Source organism: Sphingosinicella sp. BN140058, from assembly GCF_004135585.1.
GTDB lineage: Bacteria > Pseudomonadota > Alphaproteobacteria > Sphingomonadales > Sphingomonadaceae > Allosphingosinicella.
The window spans coordinates 12,900-26,884 of record NZ_CP035502.1; the positions used below are offsets into that span (position 1 = coordinate 12,900).

Here is a 13,985-nt window from a genome sequence, read left to right on the forward strand (position 1 = left end):
GCATTCTAGAAGCGCAACAGGAAACTTCCATATGGAGACTGGTTTTTTCTGGATTAAGGGATTCTGCGTGCCCCCCGCTTTGCAGGATAAAATCGAAGCAGATACGGTGGGTTCCCTTGGCTCACAGCACAGGACTCGGTCGGTGCGTGCGCTCGCAAGGATCCCATGGACTGGGACCCTGATCGATAGCGCTAAGGCGCGAAGCTCCCGAAGGTTCCTGCCGCAGGAGCAAAAGAAAAACCCCGCCGGCGGGGCCGGCGGGGCGGATCTGCGCAACGATGTCTCGCCCTACTTCCAGGCGAGCATGTTCGAGGACGCTGGAGCCTTGAACTTGGCGAGCAGGCCGCGAACGTGTTCCGGGCCAAACTTCCACGACTTGGCGAGCTGGATCAGCCGATCCTGAGAGTCGGCGGAGATATTGCCGGGCGTTGCGCGGAGCTGGCAGACGATGAATTCGAGCCGATCGGCCAGTTGGACGGGATCCTTGCGGTACGCGCGGTAGACCTGGCGGGCGTATTCCGCCCAATCGTCGGGGTAGGCGAAGGCCGCTTCCCGAAGCTTGCCGCGCAGCTCAGCAGCCTGCGGCTCATCCGGCGCGATGTCTGCGTGGACGTCGAAGGTGTCGTCATCCATCGGCCCATTGAGCGCCAGCAGCTTCACGGAAAGAAGTCGATAGGCGATCTGCGCGCGCAGATTGTTCGCGTCGGCCCGGTTGAACGGCTGGCCAGCATACTTGAGGTAGGCGAACACGAGGAGAGCCAGGACTGCGGCCGCCACCGTCGAGGGAACGAGGAGGACGGCGAGGACGAAGGCGAGGACGGGAACGTAGAACATCTTTTTCATCGCTGCTTAGGGTTACACCCAACAAGCACGATCACCTATCACCTGCTCCCTCTTCGGCAAAGACCCTCTGCACCCAAGCTAAGGATTTATCGGTATCGGCGAACCCAGAACGACGAATGCGGTGATAGCAGGACTACCACCGCATCCGGTCGACTTCTCTCTGGCTGGAAGCCGCTATTCCGCGGCGAGTGGCAGCAGGTCGAGATTGTGCGACGTGATGCCCGACACGACGCTCGCTTCCATCGCGCGGCGGAAGCTCTCAGGGAGCAGCTCGAGGAGGTACGTGTCCTCGACCGCAAGCCAATTGCCGACTTCGTCCTCGACCTCGAGAAACAGAAGCTCGGGCATCGCATCATGCTCCACGTAGCGGAAGTGGAGCCGGTGACTCTCGTCATAGTCGGGCAGCTCGAAATCGATCTCATGGAACGATGCGCGCTCGCTCTCATCGAGCTCCCACGTGTTGACAAGGATGTCGTTTTTGGCCCGCTCCGGAACGGCATGCGACACCGGAAACTCGTCCAGGGTGAAGCGGCTGCCGCCGGCGCGGATGGTGAAACCCTCGACGTCGATCGAGTGAGCGCGACTGTCGACGATAGGGCTGAATTTGAGCGTCCCGTACGTGACTGTCGGGCCACGAACCTGGACAACCACGGTGGCTGTGCTGGTACTGTGCAAGGAAAACCCCCAAGGATCCACACGAATAGCGTGTGTGGCAACCTTGAGGGTAATCTGGGGGGTCGTCAAGCGGAGCTTGAGGATAAAGATCCAGCGAGTTTACCCGAGCCATTCTTGTGGCTGAGTGCGATCAGGGATTCCCTGGAGTCGAGATCCGGCTCAACGCTCGAGTCCACGGCGACCGAAGGCCGCCACAGGCTGTTGCACGCGGGGTCCGGAGCTGAAAGTCGCTGACGGAAAGCTGGGAGCAGCGACGGGTGCCTGAGTTCCGGTCTCGATCGGCGGCACACGCATGGTCGGCAGCTTCACCTGCGCCTCGCTGAGATGAAGGACTGACGCGACGGCGTGACGAGTTCGGTCTGCCTTGATCTGGTGATATCGGCCAGCCGCAATTGCCTGAAGATCGTCCACGGTCGCGCCTTCGAAAACCTGCTGAGGGCTGATGCTGTTTCGGTTGAGGATCTCGTGCGCCCGGTGGCTGCCGCTGTCGCGGGCAGATGCGGGATTTGAAACGTGCCGAAGTGGATCCTGCGAGCCGAGGAACTCCAGCCGCTGCGCAGCGGCCTCTTGAAGATAGAGGTCTGCGATGATTGCGCGGGCGACGGGACCGGCTGTCGACTGTGTTGATGCGCGCCCGGCAACCTGGCGATCGATGGCGGCCGACAATCTGATCTGCGTGGCTCGATCACTTTCGGGATTGAGCCCGTTTGCCGACGCAAGAATGATAGCGTGAGCAGCGGCGTGGCCCATCTTGTCGCTGCGCTTGTGAAGCGCCGCGGCACCGGGGCAGCGGGCGCCGTCCATGCCGGCGCTTTCGGCGCGAGCTATGATGGCGACGGCGCGTATCGTTTCCATTGATCAGGTCTCCAGAGAGCAGGCACCTATTTTCCTGCTACAGGACGTGTGGGTCAATGGGCCTGTGGAAGTTTTCTGGGTCGTGAGGCTGAGGAAACTTTACGCCGCGAGGAGCAGGGGCAAAGCTGTGACATCGTCGCTTACTCGAGACCGATCGAGCACTGGGTAGGGGAGATGAGCCAAGGGGCGGTCGGCAATCTTCGCGGCCTTCGTGAGCGGGAACACGTAGACATGGTTCCCTGGGTGCCGTCGCTTTCGAAAGAAGCCGCGATCGATCAGGCTGGCGATCCAGGCACGCCCGTCTTCGCCGGCGGGTCGCTCGGCACCGCGGCGGATGAGCTCGTCGATGGCGTAGCCTTCGCCTTGCTCCCTGTTCCGGATTTTGGAGAGCGCTCGCTCGCAAAAGACTTGTCCATCGGGCGTGAGCGTCTCGGTCTTGGGTCGACTGCGTCCGCGGTAAGCTGCCCCAAACACTGAATAGATCTGGCCGCAATGGCCGCCGAGGATAACTCCGCTGGAGCCGACGCGCCGCATTGGGTCAGCGTAGGATAGAACCGAGATGATGCCCTGCTTCTCCTGGCGAAGGTGCCTGAATGCGCGGGACAAGAACCAGGTCTCACCGTTGCCGGCGACTTCATCGAGCAGCACGAGGCGGCCGAGCTCGACGCCAGCGTTGTAGCTAGTCAGGCCAGTGTGCTTGATGATGGCGGCGTTGTTCATCGGGACCGAGAACGTGGCAACGCCAACCAGTCGCGACCGGCCGGCGGCGCCGTTTCGAAACAAACCGACCGAGAGCCGCGATGCCGGAAACGAGCCCGAATAGTGCTGTTCGATGACAAACGGCCGAGCCATCTTGCCACAATCAATCACGTCGACCGCGTACTCGGAGGGGTCGATCACGGTGCTCGCGGGAACAAACTTATTGCGGCGATCGCGCCAGCGCTGCGAACGATCGGTAATCAATTTCTTCTCCCTGCAAGTGCCATCGGCACAGCGGGCATGCCGTCTTACATGATGTCGAAATCGTGCTCGATGCGAGCCTCGTTCATGATCTCGTCGTAGAGCGGCTGAGCGATCGAGAGCGTCTGCCTGCCCCGCGTAAGTACAACATAAAGAAGATTGATTTCGGAGTTGTACTCCGTGGGCGTGATCCTCTTGCGGCTGAGCATGGCCCGAAGCTCGTTGGGGCCGAGGAAGTCGTCGAGGACAACGGTATTGTCCCACTCGCGCCCCTTGGCCTTGTGTCCGGTCGATAGGATAAGCTGCGCGTCGGTCTCGTCCGGCTGGAAGCGCGCTTTGATGTCTACCAGGATCTCTGGGATAGCCGTCGTGTATTGCTCGACGATGCGCACCAGTCGGATAAGATCAGGATCCTCCTCGGCCTTGGCCGCCTCCTTGCAGTCGTCCCACGTCAGAAAGCGCGAGACCAATGGATCGATGAATTGGTTGGGCTGCTTGGTGTACAGAGCGTAGCCCGCTCGAACCTGACTGATGAGCTCGTCGATGCCGCCCACCATGTGGTAGGGGAGCTTCATCGCCACGAGGCCCTCGAAGAGCCTGAAGTTCGTTCGGGCTAGGATCGTGCAGCGGCGCTTCAGGCGGCCCTCGTAAGGCAGAACGAAGCTCTCCTGTTTCTCGAAGCCAACGAGCGGCCAGGTGGGCGGCGTCAGGCTTTGAGAAAGGACGTAGTTGGCCACAGCAGCGATCTTCGGGCCGAAGCGGAAGGATTTGGAGAGAGGGAAGACGGGCCCCGGGAAAGAGTCCATCGCGTTCTCGGCGCCGCGGAACGCGTAGATGGACTGCCACGGATCGCCGACGACCTTGGATGGCAGCTGCGCCTTGCGCGCGATCTCGAGCAGGACGGGGTTCCAGTCCTGGGCCTCGTCGAGGAGGAGGTAGTCGAAGCCGGTGATGGCTCGAGTGAGCTGGAACTTCTTGAGGTACATGTCGTGTGTGATCGGCAGCTCTGAACGATCGAAGTCCATGAACCTGTCGATGATCGCAGACACCATCGGCACGCAAGCCGCACGAGTTTGGATGGGGAAACCGGATAGGTGGTACTCGCGAACCTCATAGTCACCGGAGATCAGGAAGTTCTGAATGCTACGGAGGACCGCTCGGCGGACGCTCTGCTCCTTCATGCTCCCCACGAGGCGGAGGAGGTCCTGGCAGCCGTCGAGATGATCTGGCCGAAGGTTGCTCTTGATGATCCGGTCCTGGTGCCGCCGCATGTTCAATAACTGGTAGGCATGGGCGTGCGCCGTCTGGGTGCGGATGTGACGGGGGAAGCGTCCCTTCGCCTCCGCGGCAATCGGAGCGTTGAAGGCTAGGTACAGTCCCGAATAGTCGCTCCACGCGTGAGCATATTCCACGAGTGAGGTGGTTTTCGAGCATCCGGCGCCGGCAATCCAACGCGCTGTCTCCGACGGCGGAGAGGCGATGAGAGCTTGCTGCTCAGCAGTCAGAGGATGGCCGCTCACGCCGATGGGGACGTGCGACTTCGGTGCTGTTGCCATCCTTTGATGATGTGGGAAAAGCCTGTAGCCGTCAAAGGGAGATTGGCAAATGCTGGATCTTTTCCACTCAGCTGCAGAGCGTCGCTTCGGGATTGGATTTCAGCCGGGCAGTGATCTCGCGGACTGTGGCGACGCCAATCTCCCTTTGCTGCTTCCATGGGAGTTTGTCATTCGCCGCGATAGCGCAGTTAAGTGCCGCTTGGTGCTTCTCACGCAGCGCCGGCGGCACCTCTTCGAGAGCTTCCGCGTATGTGGCTTCAGCCTGCTGCTGAGCGGCTTCGATGCCCTGCAGGGTGGTCGGCATCTCTTCGACAGGCTTCTGGGCCGCCGGCAACCCTGGGGCGTCCGCCGTGCCGGCTGCCGCTGAAGTGCCCGCAGAAGACTGCGAGGACGGCGCGGTTTCCGACCCGCACGCCGATAGCGCCGCGATGAGGATCAGTGTGGCAAGTTTTTGCATTGGAGAGCCTTTCAGAGGGAGCAGACGCCAGCCGCGGCCGGGTTTGCCTTCAGGTATGAGTAGAGCGCGCGAAGGTAATCGGCGCTGATGGGCTTCGGCTGCGGCTGACGCGCATTCCGACGCATCTCGCAAATGAAGAGACGCTGGAAGGACTGGATGTCGGGTTGTGGGATCTCTGCGACCGCAGCCTCGATGCTCTTGTGATAAGCTTCTGGGTCGACCTCTTTGAGGGCGCGCGCTGTGACGGCCTTCACTGGAGGTTGGGTCAGCTTGCCAGCATCATCCGCTCCACAAGCGGTGAGCGAAAACGTGACGGCAACTGCCTTTAGCAGCTGGCGGTTCATTGGTTTCTCCAGAGGATCTTTCCCGGAGCGTAGAATTGACGGACGGCAGCGGGAGCCGTCAAGCGGTTTCAGGGCTAGTCTGAGGATCTTTTGTGAAAGAACCCGCTTGGACGTGGATCGGTTTCTCGATAGATTACCGCAGAGAAAGATCCACGGGAGTAGCGGTTTGTCGGAGAAAAGCTGGCGGCTTGGCGCCGTGTGCAGAGCGGACGGCGAGGTAGATCTCGACGGCGCGATCGTGGTTGCCGAGGTGCAAAGCCGCGCCTTGCGGTACGATGATGGGGGCCTCGTCGCGTGCTACGTCGTGGCGCACGGCGTGAGCGAGGACGAGGCCGAGCGCGCAGTCGAGTTCTTCAAGGATCAGGCTCGGTTGCTGGTCGACGCTGAGCGGCTTGCGCATGACGCAGGTGCGGAGATGCCAGCCCTGGTCACGATCCGCTACTCGTCAGATCCCGCTGGATACCTGGCGACAGCGGACGAGTTTGGCTTCCTAAGGATGTTGCCTGCGGACGATGTGGTGTTTGAGGGCGGTTGGGAGATCTTCTGCGGCCTCGATGCGATCCGGCGGGGCGAGCAGCTCGAGGGCGCCGCCGAGCTCCCCCCATTCGATTTCCGAAGCCTGCGGCGGAAGGTCTATGCGAACCGAGCTCTGACCGAGGAAGACATGTCTCCGTGGCTGGTCGAGGAAAGCGCCGCGTTACGCCGCCTTACGCAGCACAATCCTGAGGGGTCCGAGGTCTTCGTTGCGATGGCGGATGACATGGATGCTGCGATGAGGGGCGAAATCGCCGTCGGCGGGGCGTATTCGATCGTGATTCCCACGAAGATCGAACGTGCGCAGATGGACGGCGCGGTATTCGAATGGGTGGCTCAGGGCGGACGGGAGATCGTCGTTGCCCATGGGTTGGATGCCGATCAGGCAGTACGTGCCTTTGCCTTGGTGGATGCGGCGCCTGCCGCATTTGTGGCTCCGAAGGCCTTGCTGGCCGGTGGCAAAGAGCGGGAGAAAGTCGGGAGGCCGATCATCGTGCCGGACGATGCGCTCAATTGGATGTCGACGGACCTGAAGGGGCAATGCCGGGATCAGCAAGCCTACGAGAGGCTGCGGAGCCGACTTGGCGAACCGGTCGATCAGGCGATGCGGAGGTCTGAGTTGTCGATTGGATGAAGCGGGGCCGCCGAGATCACTCGGCGGCCTTCTTCTTTTCGGGGGCGGGTTTCTCGGTCGGCTCGTCGTCGCCGAATATGCCGTCCCAGACTCCGCCGAGAATGGCGCCGACGAGATGGACGCCGTCTTTGCCGAGGTCCGCGGCGATCTCGGTAGCCGGCCGGTCCTTATTGGCCTGGTAGAAGTTGACGCCGGCGAATAGCAGCATCGGCGCGACGAGGATCAGCAGAACCTTCTGCAGAAGCCCGACGCCTGCCATGACCAGACCTTCGATGATCCGGCCGGCGAAGCGGAATGGCCAGGCGAAGAAGTTGCCGACAGTTTTCGCGAACGACAGCCCAAGCTCCTGCTTCCAGGGCCGATAGTTCTGGGCGTTGTTATGCACCGTCACGGTCGTGTTCGGCATCAGGTAGGGCGCCATCTGGGGATCGATCGGGTAACGGCCATGATCCTCCGCGGACAAACCGCGCATGGTCTCGCTGGTTTGCAGTGGCTGCCCGTAGGTGCCGAGGTTGCGCACCTGTGGGTGTTGCTGGCGCCACCCGGACGTGCGCGGCGTGATGTCCTGGCCTTCGAGAACCTGGGGCGTGGCCGCGAAGTCCGGCTGGGCTTCGGGGATGTGGCGGTAGGGGACGCGGTCGGTCATCGTGGGGATCCTACTTGCTCTGCTCGTCGCGCATTTGCTTTTCCAAGCGGCGCAACGTGATCTTCTGGGTGACGGCCGGGAACCGGTACTGCAGCTCTTCCGTCTTGAGAGTGAGCGCCACGGCCTTGTGCATAAGGCGCGTGTGTTTCGGCGACCCTGCGGCCGCCGCGGCTTTGGCGATGTACCGCTCAGCTCTCGCGTGGAGAAGAAGGTACTCGAGAGGGACGATGAACCAGGCTAACATTTCAATCACCAATCAGAATCTACATCAGTAAATCTAAATTTGGCACTACCTCGCCCGATCAGGGCTCCGTCCATCGGTTGACACGGAATCACCTTCCTACCCGAGCCTAACGCGCGCCCGGCCGGAGAATGCGGTTCGGCCGGCTTGGCGTCAACCCGTTGGGAGGAAACCTAGAATTGGAGATCGCGGTAGAGCGCGAAGTCGTCGACTTCGACCAGTCCAGCAGGAGGGTCGTTAGCCGGCTCGGAACCTGAGCCTCCGTGATTGCGCGCCGATCCCGTCTCAGGAGGGGGATCGCTCGGGCGGTAAGCGTCTCCGAGTTGGTCGATTTCGTCTTCACCTTGGTGAAGCGCTGCAAGGCTTTGTGCGAGCTCCGCGCCCGCGGCCGCCAACGGGGTGGGGGCTGGCTTTGGCGCCGGTGCCGCCTTCGAATGGACGGGGCGGGTGGGTGCCGGACGGAAATGGACCGGAGCATCCGGCGGCGGGCTGTCGAGGAGATCTTCTGCAAGCGTGCCGGATTGTTCGGAGTGCTTCTGGATCTGCTGATCGAGGGCATGCCAGAGGAGCGGATAGGCGATCTTCGAGGATCGGTTGGCTATGACGCAGTGCCGCTCCTGCTCGATCGTTGAGGCGCCCTCGAACCGGATGGTAGCGATCCGGTTCCGACCGGCGGACGCCCGATCGTTCGGCGCCGGCGGGATCAGGAGGAGCGGCCCGCCATTGTAGAAGATAAGGTTGATGCTGCGGACACCCAGCGCCATCAGGCCCTGTACCATCGCCGCTTTGACATGGCCGTTCAGCTGACTGCGCAGCTCGGCAAACATGCTTCGCTGGGCCGGCAACATGAGGTGGGAGCCAAACTCCTCCACGGAGGCACCCGCGACAACGTTGTTCGTGAAATCGATCGGGCCGACATGATAAAATTGGGGTGTCTTGAGGAGGCCAAGCGTGCCTTTCGACTGCCCCATGAAGCCCAGGCATGGTCCCGCGGCGCGAGCTGTGCGGTTGAACGCCTCGGCGTGGGAGGCGTCGAACATGACCATGAAGTCCGGATCAGGCGTAGGGGATAGCCGATAGGGGTACATCAGCCCCTCGCGAGATAAACGTCGTTGAACGCGTTCGTGAGGCCTGCTCCTGAGCCGCTGCGCACCTGAACCAAGGCGGTATGCTTCGGCCTGATCCATTTAAGGCGATCGACTTTGAGCCCAAGCTTGCTGGCAGCGCGCTTGTGATGCAGGTCATGAAGTCCCAGGATCATCGTCATAGCCGAGTTGGCGATGAGGTCCTCGGGAAAGTGCTCGAAATTCTGACTAACCAGAATAAGGCCAACACCAAACTTACGCACCTCTCTCGCCATCCTGTTGAGGATATGATCGTTCTCGTCGGTCATAAACTTGTGGGCTTCGTCTATCACGATAAACGTATCCGGAGCTGGCTTCTGCCCGGTAGCCTTGGCGTCGATAAACAGGCGCTCCAGCAACACCTCCGCGAACATTTTCTGTTCGTCTTCAAGGAGCGAGCTTATCTCGTAAACACGGAGCGGATCGCGCGGGTCGAACTGAGGCGGCTGGTCTTTGAAGATGCCGGTAGCGTCGAGCTGCTTGAGGCGCTCGTACACCGCACGCATCGGCTCAACGGACTCGTAATTGAGGAGGTCGTCCAGCTCCTTGCCCGTTTCGATCGAGTGAACGAAGGCTGCATACTGATCGATACAGGTGGACTTCATCGTCTCTAGGGTAGCCTCTTCCCCCGGCGCCAGTTTCCGCTGAAGCCTGGCCATACGCTTGTAGGTCTTGTTGATCTCATTGAGGGTCCGGAAAGCCTCGCTGCCGGACCCGGTGAGCAGATTCTTGATCCGCCAAGCGCAAAGGTTGGTGAGATCGCTCATGGCCGGGTGGGTGCCGGTCTGGGCGGACATCCCGCTGACCAGCGGGTTCGTAGCCGGGTCCCAGGTGATCGGGTTCGCGGGATCGTAGCCGTTGAGCTCGTAAAGGTCGTTGAGGAGCGCGCGCAGAACCGCCAGCTGCCGAGTGCCCAAGTGGCTGGTCGAGCGGTTGATCATGCTGATGAAGGTGTTGATGCGCTTCCGTACCCCGCCAAATTCGGGATCGGTCGTGACCGCGAGGGGGTTGAGCCCGTAAGGGGTGGTCTCGGAGAAGCGCACGCTGTTTGGGTGGTTGGGGGCAATGTCCCCATGCACGTCCAGGATGTGAATGGTCGGGTTGCGGACCACGCGTTGCAGCCGGTCGATCAGGTAGCGCAAGCGATGCGTCTTACCGGAGCCGGACGAGCCCACGATGATCGCGTGGCCCGAAATTGCCGTCGAAAGGTCCCAGAAGATATTCTCCGGGGTACCGCCTTTTTCCCTCGCGAACTTAGCGCGACCGAGTTCCACTGCCATAGCCATGTGTGGGAGAATAGGGGCAGGATGGAGGTGCGTCGACAGCTTTTTTCCTGAACGAACACGGTGGAGACCCGATCGCTCAGGAAAAAACATCTTGCGGAAAATAGCGCTTGCCAGCCTTTCGCTTTCCCCCCATCAAAGTGAGGACGAGTTAGAAATCACCGGGGGAAGTTCCTCAATGATCCGTAAGCCGACCAGGATACTGGGCGTGGCCGCTTGCATGTTGGCCGTTGCCGCCGCTGCGCCTGCGCTCGCGCAGAGCAATCCGTTCATCCCAAGCGCGGCGGCGTCGCGCGCGGAAGTAAAGAGGATGATGGACGAGCGCCTCAGAGTGCTCGAAGCCAAGATAGCGAAGTCCAACGCGGCTCCGCCGCCGGCTGCACCCGGGGTTCCTGGCGCGCCTGTCCCGGGAGCGAATATGCCTGGCGCTGCGGTGCCGGGAACAATGGCACCGCCGCCTGGAATGCCGGGCGCTCCTGTTATGGCAGGAATTCCCGGCGCACCCGGCGCTCCGGGGATGCCCGGCGGCGTGCCTGCGGCGCCAGTCGAAGCGCCGAAGGGCGCGATCGAAGCCGCGCAGGGGGAAGGCGTTCGTTTCCTCGGCTGTATCAATGGGCGGCAGAAGTTCGTCCGTACCAACGGCCAGCGGGTGGCCTTCACGGACAAAGAGATCAGCGCGGCGGTGAAGGCCAACTTCATTCCGAGTTGCGACTGAAACGCGAACAGGAAGTCATACGATGAGTAAGCTGACCGGCCGCGCGAAGGCGGCACTTTTGATAACCGCTTGTGTAGCAGCGGCGGGCGCCGCCGAGGCGAAGCGCTCGAAGGAAGTGAGCGCGCCGCCGATGCAGAGCGCGACAGCTGAGAAGTTCGTGGGTGACAACTTCTCGATGGGTCGGCCGGCCGTGAGGCGAGTTCGTCTGACGGGCGACTTTTTCGCTCTGAAGCCGGTCGGTGGAGAGATCCCGCAGTCAATCCGAGAAGCCAAGGTCCGGATCGATTTCGCTGGTCAGCAGCCCACCTTCGACGATCTGCTCATGCTTCTGGAAGAGCGGGGCCTTTCGGTCATCCTTGGCTGGGATGACGGCTCCTACGGGATCGATGACGAAGGAGGCGAGATCGCGGTGTCGTCAGGATCGGTGAAGCCTTCGAAGAGCGACAAGTCGGACGACGGGGAGGCCTCCCAAAAGGCGGAGCCTGCTGGGGAGATCCTGGCCCCAGAGCCGGCCATGACCGCTACGCTGGGCGCGCGGAAGGCAGTCGGCGCAGGCGACCTGAGGGGGAGGGCATTGCCGTTCCGGCGGTACGAGGGCACGCTTGGCGGGCTCTTCCGCCAAATCCAGCGGTCGATGGGCGTGACCCTCTGGTGGAACGAGGGGATCTACGTTGCTCCCGTCGGCCGGTACTCGGTCATGCTGCCGCAGAACCGGGATCTGATGAATCAGGTCGTAAAGGAGCTGAAGGCGAAGGGTGCGAGCAATGTCGTTGCGTCGCTCCAGGCCGGCACCGTCTCGTTCGTCGCGCCGGGCGCCCTCGCGGAAGAGGCGATCCGGCCGTACCTTCTGCGCCTTGGCAGGAATGCGTCTGAGGTGACCATGCAGGTCGCTCTCGTCTCTGTGACGATGAACGAGAACGCATCTCGCGGCTTCGATTGGTCTCAATTCGGCCTGACGTTCGGCCGGCCGCCGAGCTCAGGCGCGGGAGCGGGGACGGGGACAGGGTCAGGTGGATCTGTTGGTTCTGGAACGCTGCTGGGCGGCACGAGTGGCACCCCAGCCACCGGGGCTGATGCTCTGCCGACGTCCGGTCTGTTCTCGCTCGGCCAGGATGCGCTGCGCGTCTTCAATCCGGCTGCGACCATCCTCGGAGCTACGCGACCGCTGGACATCACGGGAGCGATCAAGTTCCTGTCGAATTACGGCAACGTCGCTGTCGATCAGAACGTTGAGGTTCGAACTCTCGCGGGCACAAGCGTGAACTGGCGCTCGGGCGAAACGATCCCGTATGTGTCAGGGGTCGGAGCAACGACCTACGGAGGCCAGTCGGGCGGTTTCGCCGGCGCGATGGGGTCCGCGCAGACCGAGGAGCTCGAGACGGGCCTCTCACTCAAGCTCGCGCCAAACTACGAAGCCGCCGGCGGACTGGTGACGGTGGCCTTCGACCTCGAACTCGTCGAGCTCATCGAGATGGTGAAGCTCGACGCCGGTAACCAGCTCGGCTCGTTCACTCAGCCGCGTACGCGAGAGCAGAAGCTAGACGACATCGTACGCATCCCGGTTGGGGAGACTGTGGTCCTTGGGGGCCTGCGCCGGCAACTCGCGTCGGTCGACAAGAATGGGCCCTTTGGCCTGTACGGCATCGGCTCCAAGACGAAGAAGAATGAGACCCAGACGGTATTCATCATCCTTCGCCCGACGGTGACTGTCTACGAGGTTGCTGGTCTGGATCAGCCCGTCCCTGGCAAGTCGAACGAGCTGACCGTTGGGAACGATGGCGAGCCATGGGCGGCGCCGGAAGGCGGTTATCGCGGCACGAACCTTTTTGGCGCCCGCGTGGACGCTGCGGGGCCCGATCGTCGCCGGTCTATGGCCCAGCCGGAGAAGAGCTATGAGCAATAAGGGTGGCAAATCGAAGTTCGGCCTTCCCTTCCGGGGCCGAGCGCGCGGCGAGGCGATGGCGGCAGCCATCGCCGCTGCGGGTCAAGCAAGCTTCGAACCGACGTCGGCGGGACCGGCGCCAGTCCAGCAGGACAGCCAAGCTTTGCCGGCGCCAGGCAGCGCATCTCCGGCGTCGCAGGCCCCAGCGGCGCAGGATCTGGAGGTCTCTGGTCGCAGCGGTAGGGTTGTGAAGGGCGGACCGGTCCCTGCGAACGAGGCGGACAGCAAGCGACGTGATCGCGAGCCTGCGCCGGTGAAGAAGGACAAGGCGGTCCGCCCGAAGAGCTTCAAGCCGGACCGCGGCAGCAAGAAGGCGAAGGGCGAGGAGCATTTCTCGATCCCGAACCTCGTTGCCATCAATTTCTACCGCGGCCTCACGAAGGCGCGGGAAGTCGAGGTCATTGCGCGTGCCTTCGTCGAGGAGAAGTTCGCCGCTCCGAATGCATCCTTCATCTACGTGCAGGAATGGCGCGACGGCTTTGCCGTTGAGATGCAGGAAGGTGGCGGTCGAGCGTTCCTTCCCGATGTGCTCGCGATGCTCGACGACGACCCGAACCGCATCTGCGCGGTGCCGATGGTCAATCGCGCCCTCCAGGTCCGGTTCGACCATGAGAGCCAGACGCTCGAAGCGATCATGCTGCCGCAGACTCAGGCGCCGCCCGAAGGATCGTTTGTCCCGCTGCAGACGGCGAAGATGCTGCCGATCGACCGGCGTGGGTCGAAGGTGTTTCTGACCGGCGTCGGGCTGCTGGCTGCGAGCGGCATGTCGCTCGTCTTCTCGTTATCGGCGCTGTTTCTCGATACGAGCGCATGGGCGCTACCTCGCTTGGCAATGAGCGATGTTGCCAGTTTGCCGAGCGCGCAGAGCGAGAAGGTAAAGGCGGCACTGAACGGCGCTGAGTGCGTGGCGAAGATGGAGTTCGCAGGTGCTGCTTGGAACATCGTTCCTGGGTGGGACGATGGGAACGGTAATTGCACGTCGCAGAGGCAAATTGAGCCGATGGCTGCGCCGGAAGGCGCCGAGGCGATGACGGGCGTCGAACCTGCCGAAGCAAGCGGAGGGATCCCCATGTCGGTCGACGGTCCGCCGTTACCTGGCGGGCCGCCTCTGCCAGGCGCTGTGCCACCTAGCGCCGTGCCGCCACCGCCCTTGCCGTAGAACCAGAGCTGTTGCTC

15 protein-coding genes are annotated in these 13,985 nt (G+C 62.3%); 4 read left to right on the top strand and 11 right to left on the bottom strand.

Annotated features, from left to right (window positions below; genetic code table 11):
- Positions 1 to 288: 288 nt before the first annotated feature.
- From ETR14_RS26145 to ETR14_RS26175, 7 genes are all read right to left on the bottom strand, one after another.
- The gene (locus ETR14_RS26145; RefSeq protein WP_129392495.1) at positions 289 to 843 is read right to left on the bottom strand and encodes a hypothetical protein; all 555 of its coding nucleotides are present in this window, start codon (positions 841 to 843) and stop codon (positions 289 to 291) included.
- 174 nt (positions 844 to 1,017) lie between these two features.
- Positions 1,018 to 1,518: a hypothetical protein gene (locus ETR14_RS26150; protein WP_129392498.1), complete on the bottom strand. Its 501-nt coding sequence runs from the start codon at positions 1,516 to 1,518 to the stop codon at positions 1,018 to 1,020.
- A gap of 159 nt (positions 1,519 to 1,677) precedes the next feature.
- Positions 1,678 to 2,322 carry a hypothetical protein gene (locus ETR14_RS26155; RefSeq protein ID WP_129392500.1) on the bottom strand — a complete coding sequence of 215 codons (645 nt, stop codon included), beginning with the start codon at positions 2,320 to 2,322 and terminating at the stop codon, positions 1,678 to 1,680.
- 150 nt (positions 2,323 to 2,472) lie between these two features.
- On the bottom strand, positions 2,473 to 3,336 hold the full coding sequence (locus ETR14_RS26160) for a hypothetical protein (protein WP_129392503.1): 864 nt from the start codon (positions 3,334 to 3,336) through the stop codon (positions 2,473 to 2,475).
- A gap of 44 nt (positions 3,337 to 3,380) precedes the next feature.
- The gene (locus ETR14_RS26165) at positions 3,381 to 4,889 is read right to left on the bottom strand and encodes a UvrD-helicase domain-containing protein (RefSeq protein ID WP_129392505.1); all 1,509 of its coding nucleotides are present in this window, start codon (positions 4,887 to 4,889) and stop codon (positions 3,381 to 3,383) included.
- 67 nt (positions 4,890 to 4,956) lie between these two features.
- Complete coding sequence (locus ETR14_RS26170; RefSeq protein WP_129392508.1) at positions 4,957 to 5,346, bottom strand: hypothetical protein; 390 nt, start codon at positions 5,344 to 5,346, stop codon at positions 4,957 to 4,959.
- An 11-nt stretch (positions 5,347 to 5,357) separates the two neighbouring features.
- Positions 5,358 to 5,690, bottom strand: coding sequence for a hypothetical protein (locus ETR14_RS26175; RefSeq protein WP_129392511.1), 333 nt, complete (start codon positions 5,688 to 5,690; stop codon positions 5,358 to 5,360).
- 106 nt (positions 5,691 to 5,796) lie between these two features.
- Between ETR14_RS26175 and ETR14_RS26180 the strand changes: the two genes are divergently transcribed.
- Positions 5,797 to 6,858, top strand: a complete 1,062-nt coding sequence (locus tag ETR14_RS26180) for a hypothetical protein (protein WP_165356644.1) — start codon at positions 5,797 to 5,799, stop codon at positions 6,856 to 6,858.
- A 16-nt stretch (positions 6,859 to 6,874) separates the two neighbouring features.
- Here the strand turns inward: ETR14_RS26180 and ETR14_RS26185 are convergent, their stop codons facing one another.
- The 4 genes from ETR14_RS26185 to ETR14_RS26200 all read right to left on the bottom strand — a co-directional run bounded on the left by ETR14_RS26185 (position 6,875) and on the right by ETR14_RS26200 (position 10,155).
- Complete coding sequence (locus ETR14_RS26185; RefSeq protein ID WP_129392517.1) at positions 6,875 to 7,504, bottom strand: hypothetical protein; 630 nt, start codon at positions 7,502 to 7,504, stop codon at positions 6,875 to 6,877.
- 10 nt (positions 7,505 to 7,514) lie between these two features.
- Complete coding sequence (locus ETR14_RS26190; RefSeq protein WP_129392520.1) at positions 7,515 to 7,748, bottom strand: hypothetical protein; 234 nt, start codon at positions 7,746 to 7,748, stop codon at positions 7,515 to 7,517.
- Between the two features lie 170 nt (positions 7,749 to 7,918).
- On the bottom strand, positions 7,919 to 8,932 hold the full coding sequence (locus ETR14_RS26195; protein ID WP_129392523.1) for a hypothetical protein: 1,014 nt from the start codon (positions 8,930 to 8,932) through the stop codon (positions 7,919 to 7,921).
- Positions 8,833 to 10,155, bottom strand: a complete 1,323-nt coding sequence (locus ETR14_RS26200) for an ATP-binding protein (RefSeq protein WP_165356645.1) — start codon at positions 10,153 to 10,155, stop codon at positions 8,833 to 8,835. The genes ETR14_RS26195 and ETR14_RS26200 overlap by 100 nt, the downstream gene beginning before the upstream one ends.
- 91 nt (positions 10,156 to 10,246) lie before the next feature.
- Here ETR14_RS26200 and ETR14_RS29695 point away from each other — a divergent pair, with 91 nt between their 5' ends.
- From ETR14_RS29695 to ETR14_RS26215, 3 genes are read left to right on the top strand one after another with little or no spacing between them, the layout of a single operon-like run.
- On the top strand, positions 10,247 to 10,867 hold the full coding sequence (locus ETR14_RS29695; RefSeq protein WP_129392530.1) for a hypothetical protein: 621 nt from the start codon (positions 10,247 to 10,249) through the stop codon (positions 10,865 to 10,867).
- Between the two features lie 22 nt (positions 10,868 to 10,889).
- Positions 10,890 to 12,770, top strand: a complete 1,881-nt coding sequence (locus ETR14_RS26210; RefSeq protein WP_129392533.1) for a hypothetical protein — start codon at positions 10,890 to 10,892, stop codon at positions 12,768 to 12,770.
- Complete coding sequence (locus tag ETR14_RS26215) at positions 12,760 to 13,968, top strand: hypothetical protein (RefSeq protein WP_129392536.1); 1,209 nt, start codon at positions 12,760 to 12,762, stop codon at positions 13,966 to 13,968. Before ETR14_RS26210 ends, ETR14_RS26215 begins: the two co-directional genes overlap by 11 nt.
- Positions 13,969 to 13,985: the final 17 nt, after the last annotated feature.

Coding starts and splice junctions, on each gene's coding strand:
- ETR14_RS26200 (WP_165356645.1), bottom strand. CDS start 10,155: ATGGCTATGGCAGTGGAACTCGGTCGCGCTAAGTTCGCGAGGGAAAAA.
- ETR14_RS26165 (WP_129392505.1), bottom strand. CDS start 4,889: ATGGCAACAGCACCGAAGTCGCACGTCCCCATCGGCGTGAGCGGCCAT.
- ETR14_RS26210 (WP_129392533.1), top strand. CDS start 10,890: ATGAGTAAGCTGACCGGCCGCGCGAAGGCGGCACTTTTGATAACCGCT.
- ETR14_RS26170 (WP_129392508.1), bottom strand. CDS start 5,346: ATGCAAAAACTTGCCACACTGATCCTCATCGCGGCGCTATCGGCGTGC.
- ETR14_RS26195 (WP_129392523.1), bottom strand. CDS start 8,932: ATGGATCAGGCCGAAGCATACCGCCTTGGTTCAGGTGCGCAGCGGCTC.
- ETR14_RS26145 (WP_129392495.1), bottom strand. CDS start 843: ATGAAAAAGATGTTCTACGTTCCCGTCCTCGCCTTCGTCCTCGCCGTC.
- ETR14_RS26185 (WP_129392517.1), bottom strand. CDS start 7,504: ATGACCGACCGCGTCCCCTACCGCCACATCCCCGAAGCCCAGCCGGAC.
- ETR14_RS26215 (WP_129392536.1), top strand. CDS start 12,760: ATGAGCAATAAGGGTGGCAAATCGAAGTTCGGCCTTCCCTTCCGGGGC.
- ETR14_RS26190 (WP_129392520.1), bottom strand. CDS start 7,748: ATGTTAGCCTGGTTCATCGTCCCTCTCGAGTACCTTCTTCTCCACGCG.
- ETR14_RS26155 (WP_129392500.1), bottom strand. CDS start 2,322: ATGGACGGCGCCCGCTGCCCCGGTGCCGCGGCGCTTCACAAGCGCAGC.
- ETR14_RS26175 (WP_129392511.1), bottom strand. CDS start 5,690: ATGAACCGCCAGCTGCTAAAGGCAGTTGCCGTCACGTTTTCGCTCACC.